The sequence below is a fragment of the Cupriavidus sp. 05N40 genome (assembly GCF_056397305.1).
This window is the reverse complement of sequence record NZ_JBFTND010000023.1, coordinates 21,662-39,407: the sequence shown is the minus strand read 5'-3', so window position 1 is coordinate 39,407 and position 17,746 is coordinate 21,662. Positions and strand designations below refer to the sequence as shown.

Here is a 17,746-nt window from a genome sequence, read left to right as displayed (position 1 = left end):
TGGCTTACCTCCGGTTGGATGCGGATTGCGCCGGCGCGGCAGGCGCGGACGGGTTGAGGATGAAATCGAAATCAAGCGTATAGAACGGCGCGGCCGACACCTTGCCATCCGGCGTGGTGCCGGACTCGTGCCGCACCCAGTCGGCGATCAGCGAACTGCGCACGCCGAATACGGCATCGGAATCCAGGTACGCGTCGCCGTCGCGGAACACATGCGTGATCAGCGTCTCGTAGCCCGGCGCCGAGATCATGAAGTGCAGGTGCGCGGGACGCCAGGGATGGCGCCCCATGGCGTCGAGCATGTGGCCCACGGGACCGTCGTGCGGGATCGGGTAGCACTCCGCCAGGATCGACTTGAAGCGGTAGCCGCCTTCGGCGTCGGCCATCAGTGCGCCGCGGCCCTGGTGCTGCTCGAGCCCCGGCTGTTGCACATCGTAGAAGCCCTCGGAATCCGCCTGCCACACCTCCATGCGGGCGCCCGGCACGGCTTCGCCGCCAATGCCCTTGACGTGCCCGCTGACGTAGCAGGGGTCGCCGGCCATGCCGTTGCCGACATCGCCGCCGAGTTCGTATTCGGGCGCGCCGTCCACGTAGAACGGGCCGAACACGGTGGCCTCGGTGCACCCGCGCGGCTTCTTGTGGTTCTGCGCGGTCACCAGGGTGGACAGGCCCAGCGTATCGGACAGCAGGATGAATTCCTGGCGGGTGCCGGTGCAGGTCTGCCCCACCTCGGTCAGGAACTGGATGCCCTGCGCCCACTCCTCTTCGGTGAGCTGCACTTCGCGGGCAAAGGCATGCAGATGCTGGACCAGGCTGGTCATGATCTGCTTGAGGCGGCCGTTGGGCATGTCGGCGTGCCGCGCCAGTACCGCCTGGGTGATGGTCTCTTCGTCGAGATTACGCATGATGTCGGTTCAGTGATTGAAGATGATCGGGTCGCCGCGCTCAGGTCTTGGCGGCGTCTTCTCAGCGCGGGCAGGTCCGTTTTTCCACGGGCACGTCGAGCGCCTGGTAGTTGGTCTTGTCGATCACGGTGGCCGGCAGCACGATGCTCGGCGTCACCGGCATGCCGCGCAGCTTGCGGATGGCGGCCATGGTGCCCAGGCAGCCCTGGGCAAAACCATTGTAGTCRCCGGTGGCCAGCAGGGTGCCGGCCTTGATCGCGTCCACGGCCTCCTTGGTGCCGTTGATGCCGGACACCAGCGCCTTGCGGTTGGCGCCCTGCAGCGCCTCGATGGCGCCGATGGCCATGGCGTCGTTGGCGGCAAAGATGCCGTCGATCTGCGGGTAGGACTGCATCAGGTTCTCCATCACCTGCAGGGCCTGCAGGCGCTGGTAGTTGGCCGGCTGCGACGCCACCAGCTTCACGCCGGGGAACGCCTTGAGCGCGTCGTGCAGGCCGCGCACGCGGTCGATATTGGTGAGCGAGCCCTTGATGCCTTCGAGCAGCACCACGTTGCCCTTGCCGCCCATGGCCTTGAACAGGTGGGTGGCGGTCTTCAGGCCGAGGTCATAGTCGCTGGCGCCGACGAAGGACACGAAGTTGCCCACGTCGCTCTTGTCGGTGACGTTGACCACCGGGATATTGGCTGCGTTCATCTTCTTCACGCCCGGGCCCATCGCCTTGTAGTCCACCGGCACGAAGACGATGGCGTCGGTCTTCTTGACGATCACGTCCTCGATCTGGCTCATCTGCTCCGGAATGCTGTCCGGCTTGGTGGGGATGTAGTGGGTCAGGCGCGCGTTCATGCTCTTGGCCGCGGCGTCGGCCCCCTGGCGCAGCACCTGGAAGAAGGGGTTGGTCTGGTTCTTGGTGAATACCGCGATGCGCTCGCCGTCGGCGTGGGCCGGCAGGGCCAGCGTGGCGGTGGCGGCCAGGGCCAGCATGCCGGCGAGTTGCTTGAGCTTGGGTGCGTTCATCATGTCTCCTGTCGTCTRTTATCTAGCTGTTGTCTGGCTGTTGTCTGTTGCGAATCGTCTTGTGTGAACCGTCTTGTGTGAACCGTCTTGCCTGCGTCTTGCCTGCGTCGTCCTGCCTGGCGTACCGCGCCTGCACCGCCGTGAACCGGAAGACCCGCGGGCCGGCCTTATGACCTGACGCCGATGCGCTTGCGCGACAGCGTGTCCAGGAACACCGCCAGCACCACGATCACGCCCGTCACCAGCGGCTGCCAGTTGGCGCTGACGGTGAGCAGGTTCATGCCGTTGAGCACCAGCGTGAGGATGATGGCGCCGACCAGCGTGCCCGATACCCGCCCCACCCCGCCGAACAGCGAGGTGCCGCCGATCAGCACCGCGGCGATGGCCGGCAGCGTGAGCGATTCGCCGATGTCGCCTTCGGCCGAGTTCAGCCGCGCCAGGAACACCAGGCTGGCAATGCCGGCCATGGCGCCGCTGACCAGGTAGACCAGCACCAGGCGCTTGATCACCGGCACGCCCGACAGGCGCGCGGCCACGGGGTTGGCGCCGATGGCATAGATCTCCTGCCCGTAGGTGGTCTTTTGCGACATGGCGGTGCCCGCCAGCAGGAACAGCAGCATCAGGTAGACCGGCACCGGCACGCCGAGCAGGTAGCCGCTGCCGATGGCGCGGAACTCCGGCGGGAAGCCGTGGATGGTCTCGCCGGCCATGAACCAGTAGGTCACGCCGTGCAGCACCCACAACATGCCGTAGGTGGCGATGAAGGGCGGAATGCGCAGCAGCGCCACCAGCAGGCCGTTGGCCAGGCCGATCAGCGCGCCGGTGCCCAGGCCCGCGCCCACGCCCAGCATGGTGGAGCCGGTCGCCTTCATCACCGTGGCCGCCACGCAGGCCGACATGGCCACGTTGGCCCCCACCGACAAGTCCAGCCCGCCGGTCAGGATCACCAGCGTCAGGCCCGAGGCCAGCAGGAACAGCAGGCTGGCCTGGCGCAGCACGTTGAGGATATTGCCCAGCGTCAGGAACGCATCGGACGCCAGCGCCAGCGCCAGGCACAGCAGCCCGAGCGCGAACAGCCGGTAGGCGAACGAGCGGGCGTCCGCCGACAGCGGCGGAATCAGAGTGGCCGTGTTCATGCTTTCCCCCTTCCCTTGAACGATTCGATCAGCAGCACCACCAGCACCAGCAGGCCGATGGCCGCCACCTGCACCGACGACTGCACGCCGACCAGGTTCAGGCCGTTGCGCAGCACGCCCACCGCCAGCACGCCCAGCACCGTGCCCGGCAGCCAGCCGTTGCCGCGGTCGAAGGTGGTGCCGCCCACCGCCACCGCGGCGATGGCGTCGAACTCCATGCCGATGGCCGCGGTGGGATGCCCTGCGTTCATGCGCGCGGTCAGCAGCAGCGCCGCCACGCCGGCCATCAGGCCACCCAGCACGTAGACGGCGATCAGGTACACGTTGATGCGCACGCCGGAGAACTTGAGCGCCTCGCGGTTGCCGCCGAGGGCGAACACATAGGCGCCGAAGCGCGTGCGGTACAGCAGCCAGTGGAACAGGCCGTAGAACGCCACGCCGATCCACAGCGGGAACGGAATGCCCAGCCACTCGCCGGAGTAGATCAGCGGGATGGTGTCGCCGATGCCGACCACGCTCTGGCCGTCGGTGGCCACCAGCGCCAGCCCCTGCGCGGCGCCCAGCGTGCCGAGCGTGGCCACGAAGGGCGGGATCTCCAGCCAGGACACCAGCGCGCCGTTGAGCAGCCCGAACGCCAGCCCGGTCAGCAGCGCGGCGCCCAGCGCCAGCGGCAGGGATTGCGTTGCCACCATCACCATCGCCAGCACCACGCCGCACAGCGTGAGCACGGCGCCCATCGACAGGTCCAGCCCCTCGGTCATGATGATCAGCGTCATCGGCAGCGCGATCAGCAGCAAGATGGTGGACTGCGTGCCGATATTGAGCAGGTTCTCCACGCTCAGGAAGCCCGAGCCCGTCAGGCTGAAGGCCAGCGCGAGCAGCCCCAGCACCCATACCGAGCCGGGCATCCTGCCCAGCGGATTGCTGCGCGGCTGGCCCAGCGGCCTTGTCAGTGCATGTGTATCAGGCATCGTTCATCCCCAATTGCAGAATCCGTTCTTCGGTCATCTCGCCATGGGCGACTTCGCCGGCGATGCGGCCGCCGCGCATCACATAGGCGCGGTCGCAGACATTGATGATTTCCGGCAGCTCCGAGCTGATCAGCAGGACGCCGGCGCCCTGCTTGACCAGGCTGTCGATCAGGGCAAAGATCTCCGCCTTCGCCCCCACGTCGATCCCGCGCGTGGGTTCGTCGAAGATAAACAGCTTCGCCTCGGCCACCAGCCATTTGCCGATCACGATCTTCTGCTGGTTGCCGCCGGAGAGAAACTGCGCGAGCTGGTCGCCGTTGGGCGTGGCGATGCGCAGCCGCGCGATCTCGCGCTCGGCCAGTTCGCGCGCGCGCTCGGCGCGGTACCAGCGCGAGGGAAACGCCCGGCGCAGCCCGGCCAGCAGCATGTTGTCGCGCACCGTGCGGATCAGCGCCAGTCCTTCGGTCTTGCGGCTCTCGGGGATCAGCGCGGCGCCCAGTTCGCGCGCGCGGTCCGGCCCGCCATTCATGCGCCGGCCGAAGATGCTGACCTCGCCAGCCTGGATGGGATCGGCGCCGAACACGGCGCGCGCGACCTCGCTGCGGCCCGAGCCAACCAGCCCCGCCAGCCCCACGATTTCTCCGGCCCGCACCTGCAGGTTGATATCGGCAATGCCGGTCGCGGCGCTGACGTTGCGTACGTCGAGCGCCACCTCGCCCAGCTGCGCGCTGCGCTCGCGGCTGTAGCTCATGTCCACCTTGCGGCCCACCATGCGTGCCACCAGTTCGTCCGGGGTGGCGTCGCCCGGCAGGCAGGCACCGACCTTGCGGCCGTCGCGCAGGATGGTGATGCGGTCGCCCAGCGCAAAGACTTCAGCCATGCGATGCGAGATATAGATCATCGACACGCCGTCCGCCTTGAGCCGTTCGATCACCGCGAACAGCTTCTCGGTCTCGCGGTCCGACAGCGCGGCGGTGGGTTCGTCCAGCACCAGGATGCGCGCGTTCTGCGACAGCGCCTTGGCGATCTCCACCATCTGCTGCTGCGCCACGCCCAGCTTGTGCACCGGCGTATGCGTGCTGACCTCCATGCCCAGGATGTCGAGGATGCGGCGCGCTTCGGCGTGCATCTTCGCGTGGTCGACCGAGCCCGGGAAGCGCCCGCGCGGCTCGCGCCCCAGGAAGATGTTCTGCGCGATGTCCAGGTAAGGCACCAGCGAGAACTCCTGGAAGATCACCGCGATGCCCATGCGCATGGTGTCGGCCGGGCCGCCGACGGCGACCGGCTTGCCTTCATGGTGGAACTCGCCGGCGTCGGCCAGGTAAACGCCGCACAGGACCTTCATCAGCGACGACTTGCCGGCGCCGTTCTCGCCCAGCAGCATGTGCACCTCGCCGGGGTAGATGGCGAAGGACACGTCATCGAGCGCCTTGACACCGGGGAAGCTCTTGCAGATGCCGCGCATCTCCAGCAGCGGCGTGACTTCTGTGATGGCGTTCATGATTCGGTCCTGAAGATCTTGCCGGGGTTCATGATGTTGTGCGGGTCGATGGCCTGCTTCACGCTTCGCATGACATCCACCGCGCCGCCCAGTTCGGCTTCCAGGAAATGCATCTTGCCGGTGCCGATGCCGTGCTCGCCGGTGCAGGTGCCGTCCAGGCGCAGCGCGCGCTCCACCATGGCGTCCTGCAGCCGCATCGCGCGCGCGATCTCGGCGGGGTCGTCGGGGTTGACCAGGATCAGCAGGTGGAAGTTGCCGTCGCCCACGTGGCCGACGATGGGCACCGTCAGGCCGGAGGCGTCGATATCCTGCCGGGTCTCCAGCAGGCAGCGCGCCAGCTCCGAGATCGGCACGCACACATCGGTGATCATGGCGCGCGCGCCGGGGCGCAGCGCCATGCCCGCGTAGAGCGTGTTCTCGCGTGCGTGCCACAGGCGGCTGCGGTCCTCGGGCCGCGTGGCCCACTGGAAGGCATCCGCGCCGTGGCCCGCGGCGATGGCCTGCACCTGCTCCGCCTGCTCGCGCACCGCGGACTCGCTGCCGTGGAACTCGAAGAACAGCGTGGGCTTTTCCGGGTAGTCGAGGTGGGAGTGCAGGTTGACGCCATGCATCATCACGCTGTCGAGCAGCTCGATGCGCGCCACCGGCACGCCCGCCTGCATGGTCTCGATCACGCAATCGACGGCGTCTTCCAGCGTGCCGAACGGGCACACCGCGGCGGACACGGCCTCCGGCAGCGGATGCAGCCGCAGCGTGATCTCGGTGAGCACGGCCAGCGTGCCCTCGCTGCCCACCAGCAGGTGCGTGAGGTCATAGCCGGCGGCGGACTTGCGCGCGCGGCGGCGCGTGCGCACCACGCTGGCGTCCGGCATCACGGCCTCGAGCGACAGCACGCTCTCGCGCATGGTGCCGTAGCGCACCGCCATGGTCCCCGAGGCCCGCGTCGACGACATGCCGCCGATGGATGCATCCGCGCCAGGATCGATGGGAAAGAACAGGCCGCTGCCGTGCAGCTCCGCGTTGAGCTGCTTGCGCGTGACGCCGGGCTGCACGCGGCAGTCCATGTCGCCCTGGTTGACGGCCAGCACACGGTTCATGCGCATCATGTCGATGCAGATGCCGCCCTGCGGCGCCGAGGCATTGCCTTCGAGCGACGTGCCCGCGCCAAACGGCACCAGCGGCACGCGCGCGCGGCCGGCCACGGCAACGATGCGCCGGACTTCCTCGGTGGTTTCCGGAAACACCACGGCGTCCGGCAGCTTCACCGCGTGGTACGCCTCGCTGCGGCCGTGATGCTCGCGCGCGGCCAGCGCGGTCGAGCAGCGCTCGCCCAGCATCTGCCGCAGTTCGGCGAGCGCGCGGTCGCGCTCGTCTGGTGTTGCATGCATGGTCTCCTCCTTTTGATTATTTCGAATCCCTGCGGGGAGAAGGCCTGCGCCGGTTGATGCGCCGCCTCTCCTCCGGCCCCTCTACCCGGCCATCGTCGCCACCAGCCGCTCGCCCGACTCGCGCAGCGCGTCGAGCTTGCCGGGCAGCCCGTCCACCAGCAGGCGCCCGTGGCGCTTGCGCGCGCGGCCGGCCACGAACACGCTGTCGATATTGGCCAGGCTGGCCTGCATGACGATGGCGCTGACGGGATCGTGCAGCGGCATCATGTTGAGCCGGCGCGCATCGATCAGCACCAGGTCGGCCTGCTTGCCGACGGCCAGCGAGCCGATCCGGTCCTCCATGCCCAGCATGCGTGCCCCGGCCACGGTGACCCATGCCAGCGCGTCGCGGCAACTCACCGCGTGCGCAGGGGCGATCTCGCCGTGCGCCTGCCGGTAGGCGGCATGGTCCAGCGCGCGCTGCACGCCCAGCGCGATGCGCGCGGCGACGAACATCTCGCCCGACAGTCCCGACTCCAGGTCCACGCCCAGCGACGGCATCACGCCCAGCCGGGTGAGCCTGCCGGTGATCGGGAAGCCGTGGCCCTGCGTCAGCTCGTTCTCCGGTGTGAGCGAGAAGCTCATGCCCAGGCCCGCGAAGCGCGCAAGCTGGTCGTCGGTCAGGTTGTTGCCGTGCACGATATTGATATGGGAGCCCAGCAGGCCGGCCTGCTCCAGCCGCTCCCAGCCATCCGGCGTGCGCGCGCTGCCGCCGCCCTGGTGCATGCTGGCCAGCAGGCCGAACTCGCGCGCCAGCGCGAAATCGTGCAGCGCCACTTCCAGCGTCGAGTAATGCGGGCCCAGGATCGCCAGCCCGAGGCTGAGCAGGTGCGAGCCCTGCAGGCGCTTCGCCAGGCGCTCCACCTCGCCGCGCGGATGCGGCATCTCCCAGAACGGCAGCGCGCCGGGCTTGGGATCGGGCTTGGGCGAGCCGTGCAGGAAGGCCGCGCGGATGCCCGACTGTTCCAGCGCATCCACGGCGGCATCGCTGTGCGCCGGCGTGGGATTGTTGTGGCACCAGTCCACCAGCGTGGTGGTACCGCAGTCGAGCTGGTTCCAGGCGCCCACCAGCGTGGCGATGCCGATGTCGGCCGGCGTGAAGCGCGTGGCCAGCCCCGCATGCATCTGGCGGAAGTATCCGGTGAGCGTCCAGCCCGCGGCCACGCCGCGCAGGGCGGTCTGCCACGTATGCATGTGTGCGTTGACAAAGCCGGGCGCGACGATAAAGCCGCGGGCGTCGATGATCTCGGCGTTGTCCGCGCTCACGGCGTCGATGCGCGGCGCGATGGCGGCGATGCGATCGCCTTCGACCAGCAGGTCGCCGGCAAGCTCGCCGAGCGCGGGTTCCATGGTGACCAGGGTGGCGCCGCGGAACAGGATGCGTGACATGGCTGCGTCCTCCTCAGCGCGAACGGCGGGCAATGCTGGCGGTGCCGGACAGGCAGGCAGGAAGAGGCTGGATGGCGGGCATGGGTCGGTCTCCGTAAGCGGCGGCACTGCCGGCAACCAGGGTCGCCAGCGTGCCGCTCTGTGTATGGCGGGCTACGTGTCAGCGGGTGGCCTTTGCAGGGACCGCGCGGGCTGACATGCGCTGGAACAAACTCTATACTCCCGGCAAACGGAAAAAAACGACGGATAAGGAAATCTTCTTTCCGCCAGGCGAGAGAATCATGCGGCGCCTGGCCGCAGCGTCCGCACCGGGTCAAAGACAAAGGGGAGACGAAGATGGACCGCTGGACCGAACTCGAACTGTTCGTGCAGACCGCCGAACTGGGCAGCATCACCAAGGCTGCCGACAGCCTGGATATCTCCAATGCGGCGGCCAGCCGCTACCTGGCCTCGCTGGAGCAGCGCCTGTCGGCGCGCCTGATCGAGCGCAATACGCGGCGCCTCTACCTGACCGACGTGGGGCACGAATTCTTCCGCCGCTGCAAGGGCGTGCTGGCGGAAATCAAGGAAGCGGAGGCGGCCGTCAACGCCAATGTGCTGGAGCCGGGCGGCACGCTGACGATCACGGCCTCGATGTCGTTCTCGATGAAGCACCTGGCGCCGCTGCTGCCGGAATTCACCCGGCTCTACCCGAAGGTGGACGTCAATATCCTCACCGCCAACCGCTACTACGACATCATGGACAGCGGCATCGACCTCGCCATCCGCACGCGCGAGTTCGAGCCCGATTCCGGCCTGACGGTGCGCCGGCTGGCCGAGACCAGGCGCGTGCTGGCGGCCTCACCGCGTTACCTGGACCGCATGGGCGCGCCGCGCGAGGTAGAAGACCTGCTGCGCCACCAGATGCTGATCTATTCGTACGCCAACCGTCCGCACGAGCTGAACTTCACGCGCGGCGGCGAGGAAAGGGGCGTGACGGTGCGCAGCAAGCTCGAATCCAACGACGGGCAGGTGATTCGCGCCGCGGCGATGGAAGGCCTGGGCATCCTGGTGCAGCCCAAGTACATCATCTACGACGATATCGTGGCGGGGAGGCTGATTCCGGTGCTGGATGACTGGGATTTGCCTCGTCTTACCATTAATATTGCGTTTCAGAGCCGGCGCTATCTGGCTGCGAAGGTGCGGTTGTTTATTGATTTTTTGGTGGCGCACTTCGAGCGGATGGATTATGAGAGGAAGTGGACTTCTTGAGGATTTTTTGTTTTTCCGGCGGTCTGTAGAACCTCCCTATAAAACGTACACATCAAGATCTTAAAGTCAACTTCAACTTCAACTTCAATTTCAACTTCAAAGTCAAATTCAACGTCAAAGGCTTTCGCTCCCCCGGAGCGACCTACTTTCTTTTCCCCGAAAAGAAAGTAGGCAAAGAAAGCGGGCTGCCTGGCCGGCAGGGGCAGAAACGTTGGGATTTCTYGTGTTKCTGGTTTCGTCGTGGGGTTTTTGGTTCTGCTTGCATCCTGCCGTTACCGGGGYGGGCGGCCGCGATCTTGCTGGCTGCAGTGGTTTCGGGGTCAGACCTATGATGGCGAGCACACTGCCAGTTCTGCCATCTGCCGTTACCGGCTTGAGCGGCCACGACATAGCACTCTCGTGGTTTCGTGGTGGGCGCGGTGGACCGGGGCGCGGGTGTGCCGGGTTACTTCAAGCCGGCCACCGCTTATTTCTGAAGCTGACGCTATTAGGCACGGAGCTATGAGGCACCKAACTCAAACAGGGGCCACCGCGCCCACCGCTTATTTCTGAAGCTGGCGCTATTAGGCACGGGAGCTATGAGGCACCGAGCTCAAACAGGGGCCACCGCGCCCACCACGAAACCAGTGCCGCTCCTATGACGTCCCCATCCGCCCCGGTCGCGGCAGCAGATTGAACCACCTGGGCTGCCGCCATCATGTAGCGCCACCACGAATCGAACGCCACCCGCAGGATAGCGACCGCCAAAACCGGTAACGGCAGGATGCAAGCAGAACCAAGAACCCCACGACGAAACCAGAAACACCAGAAATCCCAATGTTTCTGCCCCTGCCGGCCAGGCAGTCCGCTTTCTTTGCCTACTTTCTTTTCGGAAAAAAGAAAGTAGGTCGCTCCGGGGGAGCGAAAGCCGTTGACTTTGAAGTTGACTTTTAATTTGAAGCTTTGAAGATTTTAATCCTTGAAGTTGACTTTGAATCCAAATCCCTTGAATCAAATCACATCATATCAAACACCTAAAGACCAAAATCCACCCCCCCTTATCCCTCCACCGTCAACCCCGCCCCCAACCGCGCAGCCTTGATCACCGCCGCGTAGTCATCACCAGCCATGCCCTGCGCCGCAGCGCCCTGCAGCATCTGGCCGAGCAGCGCGGTCAGCGACAAGGGCACGCGCAGATCCGCACCGGCATCCAGGATCAGCCCTACGTCCTTGAGCATCTGGTCCACCGTGAAGGTGGGCGTGTAGTCATGCTCCACCAACTGCGCTGACTTGGCCTTGACGATGGGCGCGGCCACCGCACTGGCGGTGATCACCGACCACATGTCCTGCCACTTCAGGCCGCCCTTGGCGCCCAGCGTCAGCGCTTCGGCCAGCATGCCGGAGGTCAGGCCGATCATCAGGTTCACCACCAGCTTCATCAGGCGCGCCTGTTCCGCCTCGCCCAGGTAGAACTGGGCCGGCCCGAGCGCCGCCAGCAGGGGCCTGGCCTGTTCATAGGCGGCCTCTGGACCGGACACCAGCGCGGTGAGCTGGGCGGCTTCGGCCATCTTGTTGTTGCCGGACACTGTCACGCGCAGGTACCGGACATCGCGTTGCGCAAGCAGCGCCGCCACGCGCGCGGACGCCTGCGGCGACACCGTGCTGGTATCGATGTACAGCGTGCCCGGCGCCGCCAGTTCCGCCACCTGCGCGCCGACCGCCTCGAACGCCGCGTCGTGCGGCAGCGAGCTGAACAGGATGTCCTTGCCGCCGCATGCCTGCGCCAGCGACGCGGCCGTCTTCAGGCCGGCCTGGCGCGCTGCGTCCAGCACGGCGGGCGCCAGGTCGAAGCCGGTGACCTCATGTCCGGCCGCGRCCAGGTGGCGCGCCATGGGCAAACCCATCTTGCCGGTTCCGATAAAGCCGATTTGCATTGCTGTCTCCAGTGTGTGTCGTGCTGTGTTGTATGGCGCTGTGTTGCGCCGTGCTGGTTCGCCTGCGCGCCTCAGTCGGGGCGTGCGCCCTCGAAGGCCGCCTGCAGCAATTCGCGGATCGGCGCGCGCTCGATCGGGCGCGGATTCCAGTAAGGGTTGGCCAGCGCGATATCGGCGGCGCGGTCCAGGTCTTCGGCGCGCATGCCGATGTCGCGCAGCGCGGTCGGCGCACCGTGCCGCGCTGCGAGGTCGTACAGGGCGCGTGCCGCCGAAGTGTTGCCGCTGCCCAAGGCGCGGCGGATGCGCGCCATGGCTTCGGGCGCCGCACTGGCGTTATAGGCAATGGCGTGTGGCAGCACCACGGTATGGGTCTCGGCATGCGGCAGGTTGAAGCTGCCGCCGAGCGTGTGGCACAGCTTGTGATGCAGCGCCATGCCCACGCTGCCCAGCACCGTGCCGCACAGCCAGGCGCCGTAGAGGCAGTCGGCGCGCGCATCGAGATCGGCCGGGGCTTCGAAGATACGCGCAATGCCGCTGGCCAGCGCGCGGATGCCCTCCTCGGCCATCAGGGACGTGACCGGATTGGCATCCTCCGCATAAAGGCCTTCGGCGGCATGGGCGATCGCGTTCAGGCCGCTGGTCACGCTCAGCGCCACCGGCAGGCCGGTCGTCAGCACGGGATCGTAGATCACGGTGCGCGGCAGCACGCGCGCATCGCGTCCGGTCTTCTTCAGGCCGGCGTCGGTGATGCCGTAGATCGACGTCATCTCCGAGCCGGCATAGGTGGTGGGGATCGCCACGATGGGCAGGCCGGAGGTCAGCGCCACCGCCTTGCCCAGGCCGGTGGTGGACCCACCGCCCAGCGCGACCATGCAATCGGCGCCGACCGCCTGCGCGTGCGCAATGGCGGCGCGGGCCGATTCCAGCGGCACATGCATGACCGCGCCGTCGTAGACGCCGGCCGACAAGGGCCCGAGCTGTTCCGACACGCGCGTGGCCTCCGCCACCTGGTTCGGCGTGCACAGGACCAGCGCGCGGGTGGCGCCTAGCCGCCCGAGTTCGGCGGCGAGCTGGTCCAGCTTGCCGGCTCCGAACAGCACGCGCGTGGGCTGGCTTGCATAGACAAACGATATGGACATGATCTTGTCTTCCTCCGCATGGGTCGGGACCGCGCCCGCACCAATGTGTTTTATTTCGCACTTTGCGCTGCGCCTGCAGACAGGCCTGCGTCCGCGCAACATCTTTGTGCACGTTAGCCTTCCGCCTGCCGGAAAGAAATGCCCGAACGGGAAAACACTCTTGATGCCAGCGGAAGAATCGCCGGTCCGGCCGGATTGCCGGCCGCTCAGCCTCGATGCCGGGCGCTACGGGCGCCCGTCGTGTGCGTCCAGCCAGGCAGGCCGCGCCGGCGGGCACCGAGGCGTGTCGGACGATATGAGGATAGGCCGGCTTATGCCAGCCAGCCGTCCAGCAGCGCATTGACTTGCTCGTGCGCTTCGTACTGGACCCAGTGGCCGGCGCCGGGCACGATGCGCACCTGCCGCCGCGCGTCGCCCTGCGCCATGGCCTGCGCCGCCGCCATCGGTTCGGCGGTCACGTCGTGCTCGCCCCAGGCGAGCAGCACGTCGCCGCCAAAGCGGTCGAGCGCCTCGCGCAAGCCGCCCGCGCGCGAGATCGGCTTGCTGCGAAAGCGCGTATGCCTGCAAGACTCGGTATGCGCATGCAGCGCCATGGCGTCGATACGCGCGGGGTCGGCAATCATGAAGGCGGCGAGATTGTGGCACATGGCTTGCGCCAGCGCGCGCTCGTCCGGCGCCTTGCGCCAGTCCACCAGCGCCTGCTGCTGGCGCCGCACGCCAGCGTGCCCGGCCGAACCCAGCAAGGCCAGCCGGCCCACCGCGCCGGCCGAGGCCGTGACGTTGGCAGCGACGTTGGCGGCGACCAGCCCGCCAAAGGAAAAGCCGGCAAGGTCGAAGCCGTCCGCGCAGCCGGGCAATTGCGCGGCGGCGGCGGCCAGCGTGCCGGCAATGAGGGGCAGCTCGCTGGCAATGTCCCCCGATTCGCCGAAGCCCGGCATGTCGGGGGCCCATACGGTGCGCCGCGCGGCCAGTGCCTCGATATTGCGCACCCAGTGCAGCCAGCTGCCGTGCCCGCCATGCAGCAGGATCAGCGGACGCCCCTGGCCGAAGCGGCGCCACACCACGCGGCAGCCGCCGGCATCGGTGACCGTGCGGCCGGCCTGGCGTTCTAGAGCCGCGACCGCGGCCAGCGCGGCCGCGGTATCGGGTTGTGCCAAATGATCGAAATGATCGGGAACAGTGCCTTGCATCCGGATACCTGCGCGTGCGCGCGAGAAGTCGGCCGGCACCAGCTGCCGGCGAGCCAGGCAGCAGTGTAGCGCCACCCCCGCCGGTAGCCCGGCAGACAGGCACGCCCTCACGGCCCCAGCAGGTTCCCCACGCGGAATGCCCGCGCGCCGGAGACCCGGCCGATCTGGTCGCCCGGCTTCACGTAGCGCACCTCGCGGCCCATGTAGAAGACACCGTCGGTATGGCTGACGATGGTCTCGCGCGTGCCCTCCACCGGATCGACGATATCGAACAGGGGCTGCCCCGCCTTCACCTGCGCGCCCATCGGCGCGCGATAGACCAGCAGGCCCGCCGCGGGCGCCACGAACTGCTCGCTGCCGGCCAGCGGCGTTGCCGGCTGGAGCAGCGGCGGCAAGGGCGGCGCGTCGCCGTCGATCGCGCCGATATGGGTCAGGTAGTCGAGCAGCGCCTGCGTGTCCTGCTGCGCCAGGGCATCGGTCACGTCGCGCTGGCCGCGGTGCTCCACGGTCACGGCGATGCTGCCGTGGGGAATGGGAAAGCGCTTGCCGAATTCCTGCTGCAACTGCCACCAGGTGTAGCTGTGCGCTTCGTCGAAGGAGTGCGCGCCGGAATCGAGCGCCAGCAGGCTGGCGGTGGCGCCGAGATAGCGCGCCAGCGGCTCGACCTCCGGCCAGATCGCATCGCCGGTGTAGACATGCATGGCGGCCTCGCGCGAGCAGTGCAGGTCGAGCACGACGTCCGCATCGTGCGCCAGCAGCATCAGCGCGTGTTGCAAAGACTTGAAGGCATTGACGGCGGGGCGCGCCAGCAGCGCTTCGCGCCAGGCCGCGCGGATGGTACGCAGATTGTGCGCGCTGTCCTGCGTGAGCTTGCCCTCCACCGCCGCCGCAATGTCCTTGAACAGCATCGGGAAGCCGCGGTTGAAGTTATTGCCACTGGCCAGGTCGAAGCGGCCGATGAAACTGCCCAGCACCGCCTGGCCAAGCCCGAGCGGATTGGCGGCGCTGACCAGCACCACCTGCGCGCGCAGCCGGCCCTGCGCCTCCAGCTCGCGCAGGCGCGCCTTGAGCGTGACGGCCACCAGCATGGCGGGGATCTCGTCGGCGTGCAGGCCGGCCTGCAGGTAGATCTTGCGCCCGGCGGCAGCGTCGCCGAAATGGTGGCTGGTGAGCTGCAGGGCAAGCCCGGGCGCAGGGGAGATCAGGGGATGGATCTGGCTTTGCATGGTGTGTGTCTTCGCTAGTGGGTCTTGCCCTCGGGGGGCCTGGCTTAGTTGACGGGCTGCGCGAGCGGCGCGGCCCGCGGCGGTGCGGGCGGCACGCACGGGCTGGCGAGCTGCGCGAACAGGTCCTTGGGATCGGGCAGGCGCGGGATCAGCGCCGCGTCCTCGCCCAGCCCCAGCGCGATGGCCTGGTCGCGCAGGTAGCGCAGCGCCGAGTAATCTTCCAGCGCGAAACCGACCGAATCGAACACGGTGACCTCGCCCGCATCGCGCCGGCCCGGCACGCGGCCGGCCAGCACCGACCACAGCTCGGTGACGGGGAAATCGGCCGGCATCTGCTGCACGTCGCCCTCGATGCGGCTCTGCGGCTCGAACTCGACGAACACGCTGGCGCCACGCAGGATGTCCGGATGCAGCTCGGTCTTGCCGGGGCAATCGCCGCCCACGGCGTTCAGGTGCATGCCCGGCTCGATCATGCCGGGCGTGAGGATGGTGGCGAGCGCCTTGTCGGCGGTGACCGTGGTGACGATGTCGGCGCCGCGCACGGCTTCGGCCGTGCTGGCGCAGGCGCGCACTTCCAGCCCGGGCACATCGGCCAGGTTGCGGCGCAGCTTGGCGGTGGCGGCGGGATCGACGTCAAAGGCCTGGATGCGCCGGATGCCCAGCAGGTGATAGAAGGCCAGCGCCTGGAACTCGCTCTGCGCACCGTTGCCGACCAGCGCCATGGTGGTGGCGCCGGCCCGCGCGAGCTGGCTGGCGGCCACCGCGGACGTGGCCGCAGTGCGCAGCGCGGTGGTCAGGGTCAGCTCGCTGAGCAGGACCGGCTCACCGGTGTCCACGTCGGCCAGCACGCCGAAGGCCATCACGGTGGGCAGGCCGGCGCGGGTGTTGGCCGGGTGGCCGTTGACGTACTTGAAGCTGTAGAGGCGGGCATCGGCGATCGGCATCAGTTCGATCACGCCGAGCGCCGAATGCGTGGCCACACGGGCGGATTTGTCGAAGTCCTGCCAGCGCAGGAAATCCTCGCGGATATAGGCGGCCATGCCGCGCAGGGCGTGGCCGAGGCCGCGCTCGGCGACGATGCGCGATACGTGGCTGGGTGAAAGGAACAAGGTCATGTGGGTCTCCGGTGGAATTGGTGGGTGCATGTCGGCGCGCATGGGTGCGCCTTGGTGCGTATTGGCGCCTATGCGGAACACACCCATTCTTCCAGCCGGCAAAGCCAAAATGAAGTGGTTATTGTGTCAACAAAATACTATCATCGCATCAGAATGACCACAACGACTTTCGTTTCGACACATCGACCCATATGGACCCACATGGACGCCTTCGACCACCAACTGCTGGCGCTGCTGCGCGCCGACGCCCGCGCCAGCGTGGCCCTGCTCGCGCACCGGCTCGGCGTGGCGCGCACGACCATCACCAACCGCATGGCGCGGCTGGAAAAATCCGGGGTGATCGTGGGCTATACGGTGCAGCTGCGCCCCGAGGCGCGGCCGGATGCGATTGCCGCATGGATGAGCGTTGCCGTGGACGGCAACCAGACGCGCGAGGTGATCGCCACGCTGCTGGGGGAGCCCGGCATCGCGGCGCTGCATGACACCAATGGCAGGTGGGACCTGCTGGCCGAGGTGCGCGCCTCGACCCTGGAAGGACTGGCCAACGTGCTGGAACGCGTGCGGCTGATCAAGGGCATCAGCGCCACGGAAACCAGCATCCACCTGCAGAGCTACAAGCTCTCCTGACGCGCTCAGTCTTCGCCGGAGCGCACGCCCGACGTCAGCCTGCTGGCGACGTCCAGGTGCTTGCGCATCAGTTCGGCCGCGCCTTCGCGGTTGCCCGATTCGAGCGCGGCAAGAATGCCCAGGTGCTCGTGGCAGCTCACTTCCACGCGGCCGTGGCCGTGCTTCCAGTCGTAGTTGGACAGGCGCCGCAGCCGGTTCATGCGCCGGACTGCATCGGCGTAGAAACGGTTGCCGGAGGCCAGCGCCAGCCCTTCGTGGAAGGCCGCGTTGGTCTCGAAGAAGGCCACGCTGGAGGCCTCGGTCCACGGCTGCGTGAGAAAGGCGGAATGCTCGATGCGCATGCGCGCGGCCCATTCGGGCGACAGCGCAAACCCGGGCTCCAGGATGGCCGCCGGCTCGATCGCCATGCGGAAGCGGTAGCTCTCCAGCCGCGCCTCGTTGTACCAGGCCGAGTCCTGGAATTTCCAGCGGTAGCCCAGGCGGCGCTCGGCCAGGCCCAGGTCGGCCAGGCGCACCAGCGCCTGCTTGATGGTGGCGCGCGTCTCGCCGTAGCGCTCCATCAGGTCGCGCTCGGAAACCTCGTCGGGCAGGATCTCCCGCCGGCGGTCGTGCGCGATGCGCACCAGCAATTCATCCCCGCCTTCGCCGGCCGCCTCTGTCGGCGCCTCCAGCGGCGGATGCGCCAGCAGTTCCACCCCCTTGTTGCGGCGCCGCTGCACGAAACCCTGCGCCTCCAGGTGATCCAGCGCGGCGCGGATCGGTGTGCGCGACACGCCCAGGTGCTCGGCCAGGCGCTGCTCGTTGAGGCGGTCGCCGGCCTGCAGCGACTCGTCGCGAATCCACTGCGCAATGCGGTAGCCCAGCGCCAGGCGCACGCGTCCAGTCGACTCGGGGATCTCCGGTGAAGTATCCATTGATTTTTTTGTACTCACAAAATACACT

15 protein-coding genes are annotated in these 17,746 nt (G+C 67.6%); 2 read left to right on the top strand and 13 right to left on the bottom strand.

The genetic code is table 11. The annotated features are described in order from the left end of the window. Nucleotides 1-4: 4 nt before the first annotated feature. The 7 genes from AC1DO7_RS07845 to AC1DO7_RS07815 form a co-directional block, all read right to left on the bottom strand. Nucleotides 5-904 carry an intradiol ring-cleavage dioxygenase gene (locus AC1DO7_RS07845; protein ID WP_441614202.1) on the bottom strand — a complete coding sequence of 300 codons (900 nt, stop codon included), beginning with the start codon at nt 902-904 and terminating at the stop codon, nt 5-7. Nucleotides 905-965: 61 nt separating this feature from the next. Next, nucleotides 966-1,922 (bottom strand): sugar ABC transporter substrate-binding protein, encoded by a 957-nt coding sequence (locus tag AC1DO7_RS07840; protein WP_441614201.1) that lies wholly within the window; start codon nt 1,920-1,922, stop codon nt 966-968. Nucleotides 1,923-2,086: 164 nt separating this feature from the next. Beyond that, the gene (locus AC1DO7_RS07835; RefSeq protein ID WP_441614200.1) at nt 2,087-3,055 is read right to left on the bottom strand and encodes an ABC transporter permease; all 969 of its coding nucleotides are present in this window, start codon (nt 3,053-3,055) and stop codon (nt 2,087-2,089) included. Beyond that, nucleotides 3,052-4,026 (bottom strand): ABC transporter permease, encoded by a 975-nt coding sequence (locus tag AC1DO7_RS07830; protein ID WP_441614199.1) that lies wholly within the window; start codon nt 4,024-4,026, stop codon nt 3,052-3,054. The genes AC1DO7_RS07835 and AC1DO7_RS07830 overlap by 4 nt, the downstream gene beginning before the upstream one ends. Continuing rightward, nucleotides 4,019-5,527, bottom strand: coding sequence for a sugar ABC transporter ATP-binding protein (locus AC1DO7_RS07825; RefSeq protein ID WP_441643227.1), 1,509 nt, complete (start codon nt 5,525-5,527; stop codon nt 4,019-4,021). Before AC1DO7_RS07825 ends, AC1DO7_RS07830 begins: the two co-directional genes overlap by 8 nt. Then, nucleotides 5,524-6,915, bottom strand: coding sequence for an FAD-linked oxidase C-terminal domain-containing protein (locus AC1DO7_RS07820; RefSeq protein ID WP_441614197.1), 1,392 nt, complete (start codon nt 6,913-6,915; stop codon nt 5,524-5,526). The genes AC1DO7_RS07825 and AC1DO7_RS07820 overlap by 4 nt, the downstream gene beginning before the upstream one ends. An 81-nt stretch (nt 6,916-6,996) precedes the next feature. After that, nucleotides 6,997-8,343, bottom strand: a complete 1,347-nt coding sequence (locus tag AC1DO7_RS07815; protein WP_441614196.1) for an amidohydrolase family protein — start codon at nt 8,341-8,343, stop codon at nt 6,997-6,999. A gap of 336 nt (nt 8,344-8,679) precedes the next feature. Between AC1DO7_RS07815 and AC1DO7_RS07810 the strand changes: the two genes are divergently transcribed. Then, entirely contained in the window at nt 8,680-9,594 is a 915-nt protein-coding gene (locus AC1DO7_RS07810) for a LysR family transcriptional regulator (RefSeq protein WP_441614195.1), read from the top strand. A 1,037-nt stretch (nt 9,595-10,631) separates the two neighbouring features. Here the strand turns inward: AC1DO7_RS07810 and AC1DO7_RS07805 are convergent. The 5 genes from AC1DO7_RS07805 to AC1DO7_RS07785 form a co-directional block, all read right to left on the bottom strand. Next, entirely contained in the window at nt 10,632-11,507 is an 876-nt protein-coding gene (locus AC1DO7_RS07805) for an NAD(P)-dependent oxidoreductase (RefSeq protein WP_477115966.1), read from the bottom strand. A gap of 71 nt (nt 11,508-11,578) precedes the next feature. Beyond that, nucleotides 11,579-12,646 carry a maleylacetate reductase gene (locus tag AC1DO7_RS07800; protein ID WP_441614193.1) on the bottom strand — a complete coding sequence of 356 codons (1,068 nt, stop codon included), beginning with the start codon at nt 12,644-12,646 and terminating at the stop codon, nt 11,579-11,581. 311 nt (nt 12,647-12,957) lie between these two features. After that, nucleotides 12,958-13,836: an alpha/beta fold hydrolase gene (locus tag AC1DO7_RS07795; protein ID WP_441614192.1), complete on the bottom strand. Its 879-nt coding sequence runs from the start codon at nt 13,834-13,836 to the stop codon at nt 12,958-12,960. A 107-nt stretch (nt 13,837-13,943) separates the two neighbouring features. Next, nucleotides 13,944-15,062, bottom strand: a complete 1,119-nt coding sequence (locus tag AC1DO7_RS07790; RefSeq protein WP_441614191.1) for a succinylglutamate desuccinylase/aspartoacylase family protein — start codon at nt 15,060-15,062, stop codon at nt 13,944-13,946. A gap of 44 nt (nt 15,063-15,106) precedes the next feature. Further along, complete coding sequence (locus tag AC1DO7_RS07785; RefSeq protein WP_441614190.1) at nt 15,107-16,177, bottom strand: ornithine cyclodeaminase; 1,071 nt, start codon at nt 16,175-16,177, stop codon at nt 15,107-15,109. Nucleotides 16,178-16,378: 201 nt separating this feature from the next. Between AC1DO7_RS07785 and AC1DO7_RS07780 the strand changes: the two genes are divergently transcribed. Then, nucleotides 16,379-16,804 (top strand): Lrp/AsnC family transcriptional regulator, encoded by a 426-nt coding sequence (locus AC1DO7_RS07780; protein ID WP_441614189.1) that lies wholly within the window; start codon nt 16,379-16,381, stop codon nt 16,802-16,804. A gap of 5 nt (nt 16,805-16,809) precedes the next feature. Here AC1DO7_RS07780 and AC1DO7_RS07775 read toward each other — a convergent pair whose 3' ends face one another. Continuing rightward, a complete protein-coding gene (locus AC1DO7_RS07775; protein WP_441614188.1) occupies nt 16,810-17,718 on the bottom strand; it encodes a GntR family transcriptional regulator in 909 nt (302 codons plus the stop codon). Between the last annotated feature and the right edge of the window lie 28 nt (nt 17,719-17,746).

Excerpts from the sequence above, each read along its gene's own strand:
- AC1DO7_RS07845 (WP_441614202.1), bottom strand. The coding sequence starts at position 904 with ATGCGTAATCTCGACGAAGAGACCATCACCCAGGCGGTACTGGCGCGG.
- AC1DO7_RS07835 (WP_441614200.1), bottom strand. The coding sequence starts at position 3,055 with ATGAACACGGCCACTCTGATTCCGCCGCTGTCGGCGGACGCCCGCTCG.
- AC1DO7_RS07830 (WP_441614199.1), bottom strand. The coding sequence starts at position 4,026 with ATGCCTGATACACATGCACTGACAAGGCCGCTGGGCCAGCCGCGCAGC.
- AC1DO7_RS07825 (WP_441643227.1), bottom strand. The coding sequence starts at position 5,527 with ATGAACGCCATCACAGAAGTCACGCCGCTGCTGGAGATGCGCGGCATC.
- AC1DO7_RS07820 (WP_441614197.1), bottom strand. The coding sequence starts at position 6,915 with ATGCATGCAACACCAGACGAGCGCGACCGCGCGCTCGCCGAACTGCGG.
- AC1DO7_RS07815 (WP_441614196.1), bottom strand. The coding sequence starts at position 8,343 with ATGTCACGCATCCTGTTCCGCGGCGCCACCCTGGTCACCATGGAACCC.
- AC1DO7_RS07810 (WP_441614195.1), top strand. The coding sequence starts at position 8,680 with ATGGACCGCTGGACCGAACTCGAACTGTTCGTGCAGACCGCCGAACTG.
- AC1DO7_RS07800 (WP_441614193.1), bottom strand. The coding sequence starts at position 12,646 with ATGTCCATATCGTTTGTCTATGCAAGCCAGCCCACGCGCGTGCTGTTC.
- AC1DO7_RS07795 (WP_441614192.1), bottom strand. The coding sequence starts at position 13,836 with ATGCAAGGCACTGTTCCCGATCATTTCGATCATTTGGCACAACCCGAT.
- AC1DO7_RS07790 (WP_441614191.1), bottom strand. The coding sequence starts at position 15,062 with ATGCAAAGCCAGATCCATCCCCTGATCTCCCCTGCGCCCGGGCTTGCC.
- AC1DO7_RS07785 (WP_441614190.1), bottom strand. The coding sequence starts at position 16,177 with ATGACCTTGTTCCTTTCACCCAGCCACGTATCGCGCATCGTCGCCGAG.
- AC1DO7_RS07780 (WP_441614189.1), top strand. The coding sequence starts at position 16,379 with ATGGACGCCTTCGACCACCAACTGCTGGCGCTGCTGCGCGCCGACGCC.
- AC1DO7_RS07775 (WP_441614188.1), bottom strand. The coding sequence starts at position 17,718 with ATGGATACTTCACCGGAGATCCCCGAGTCGACTGGACGCGTGCGCCTG.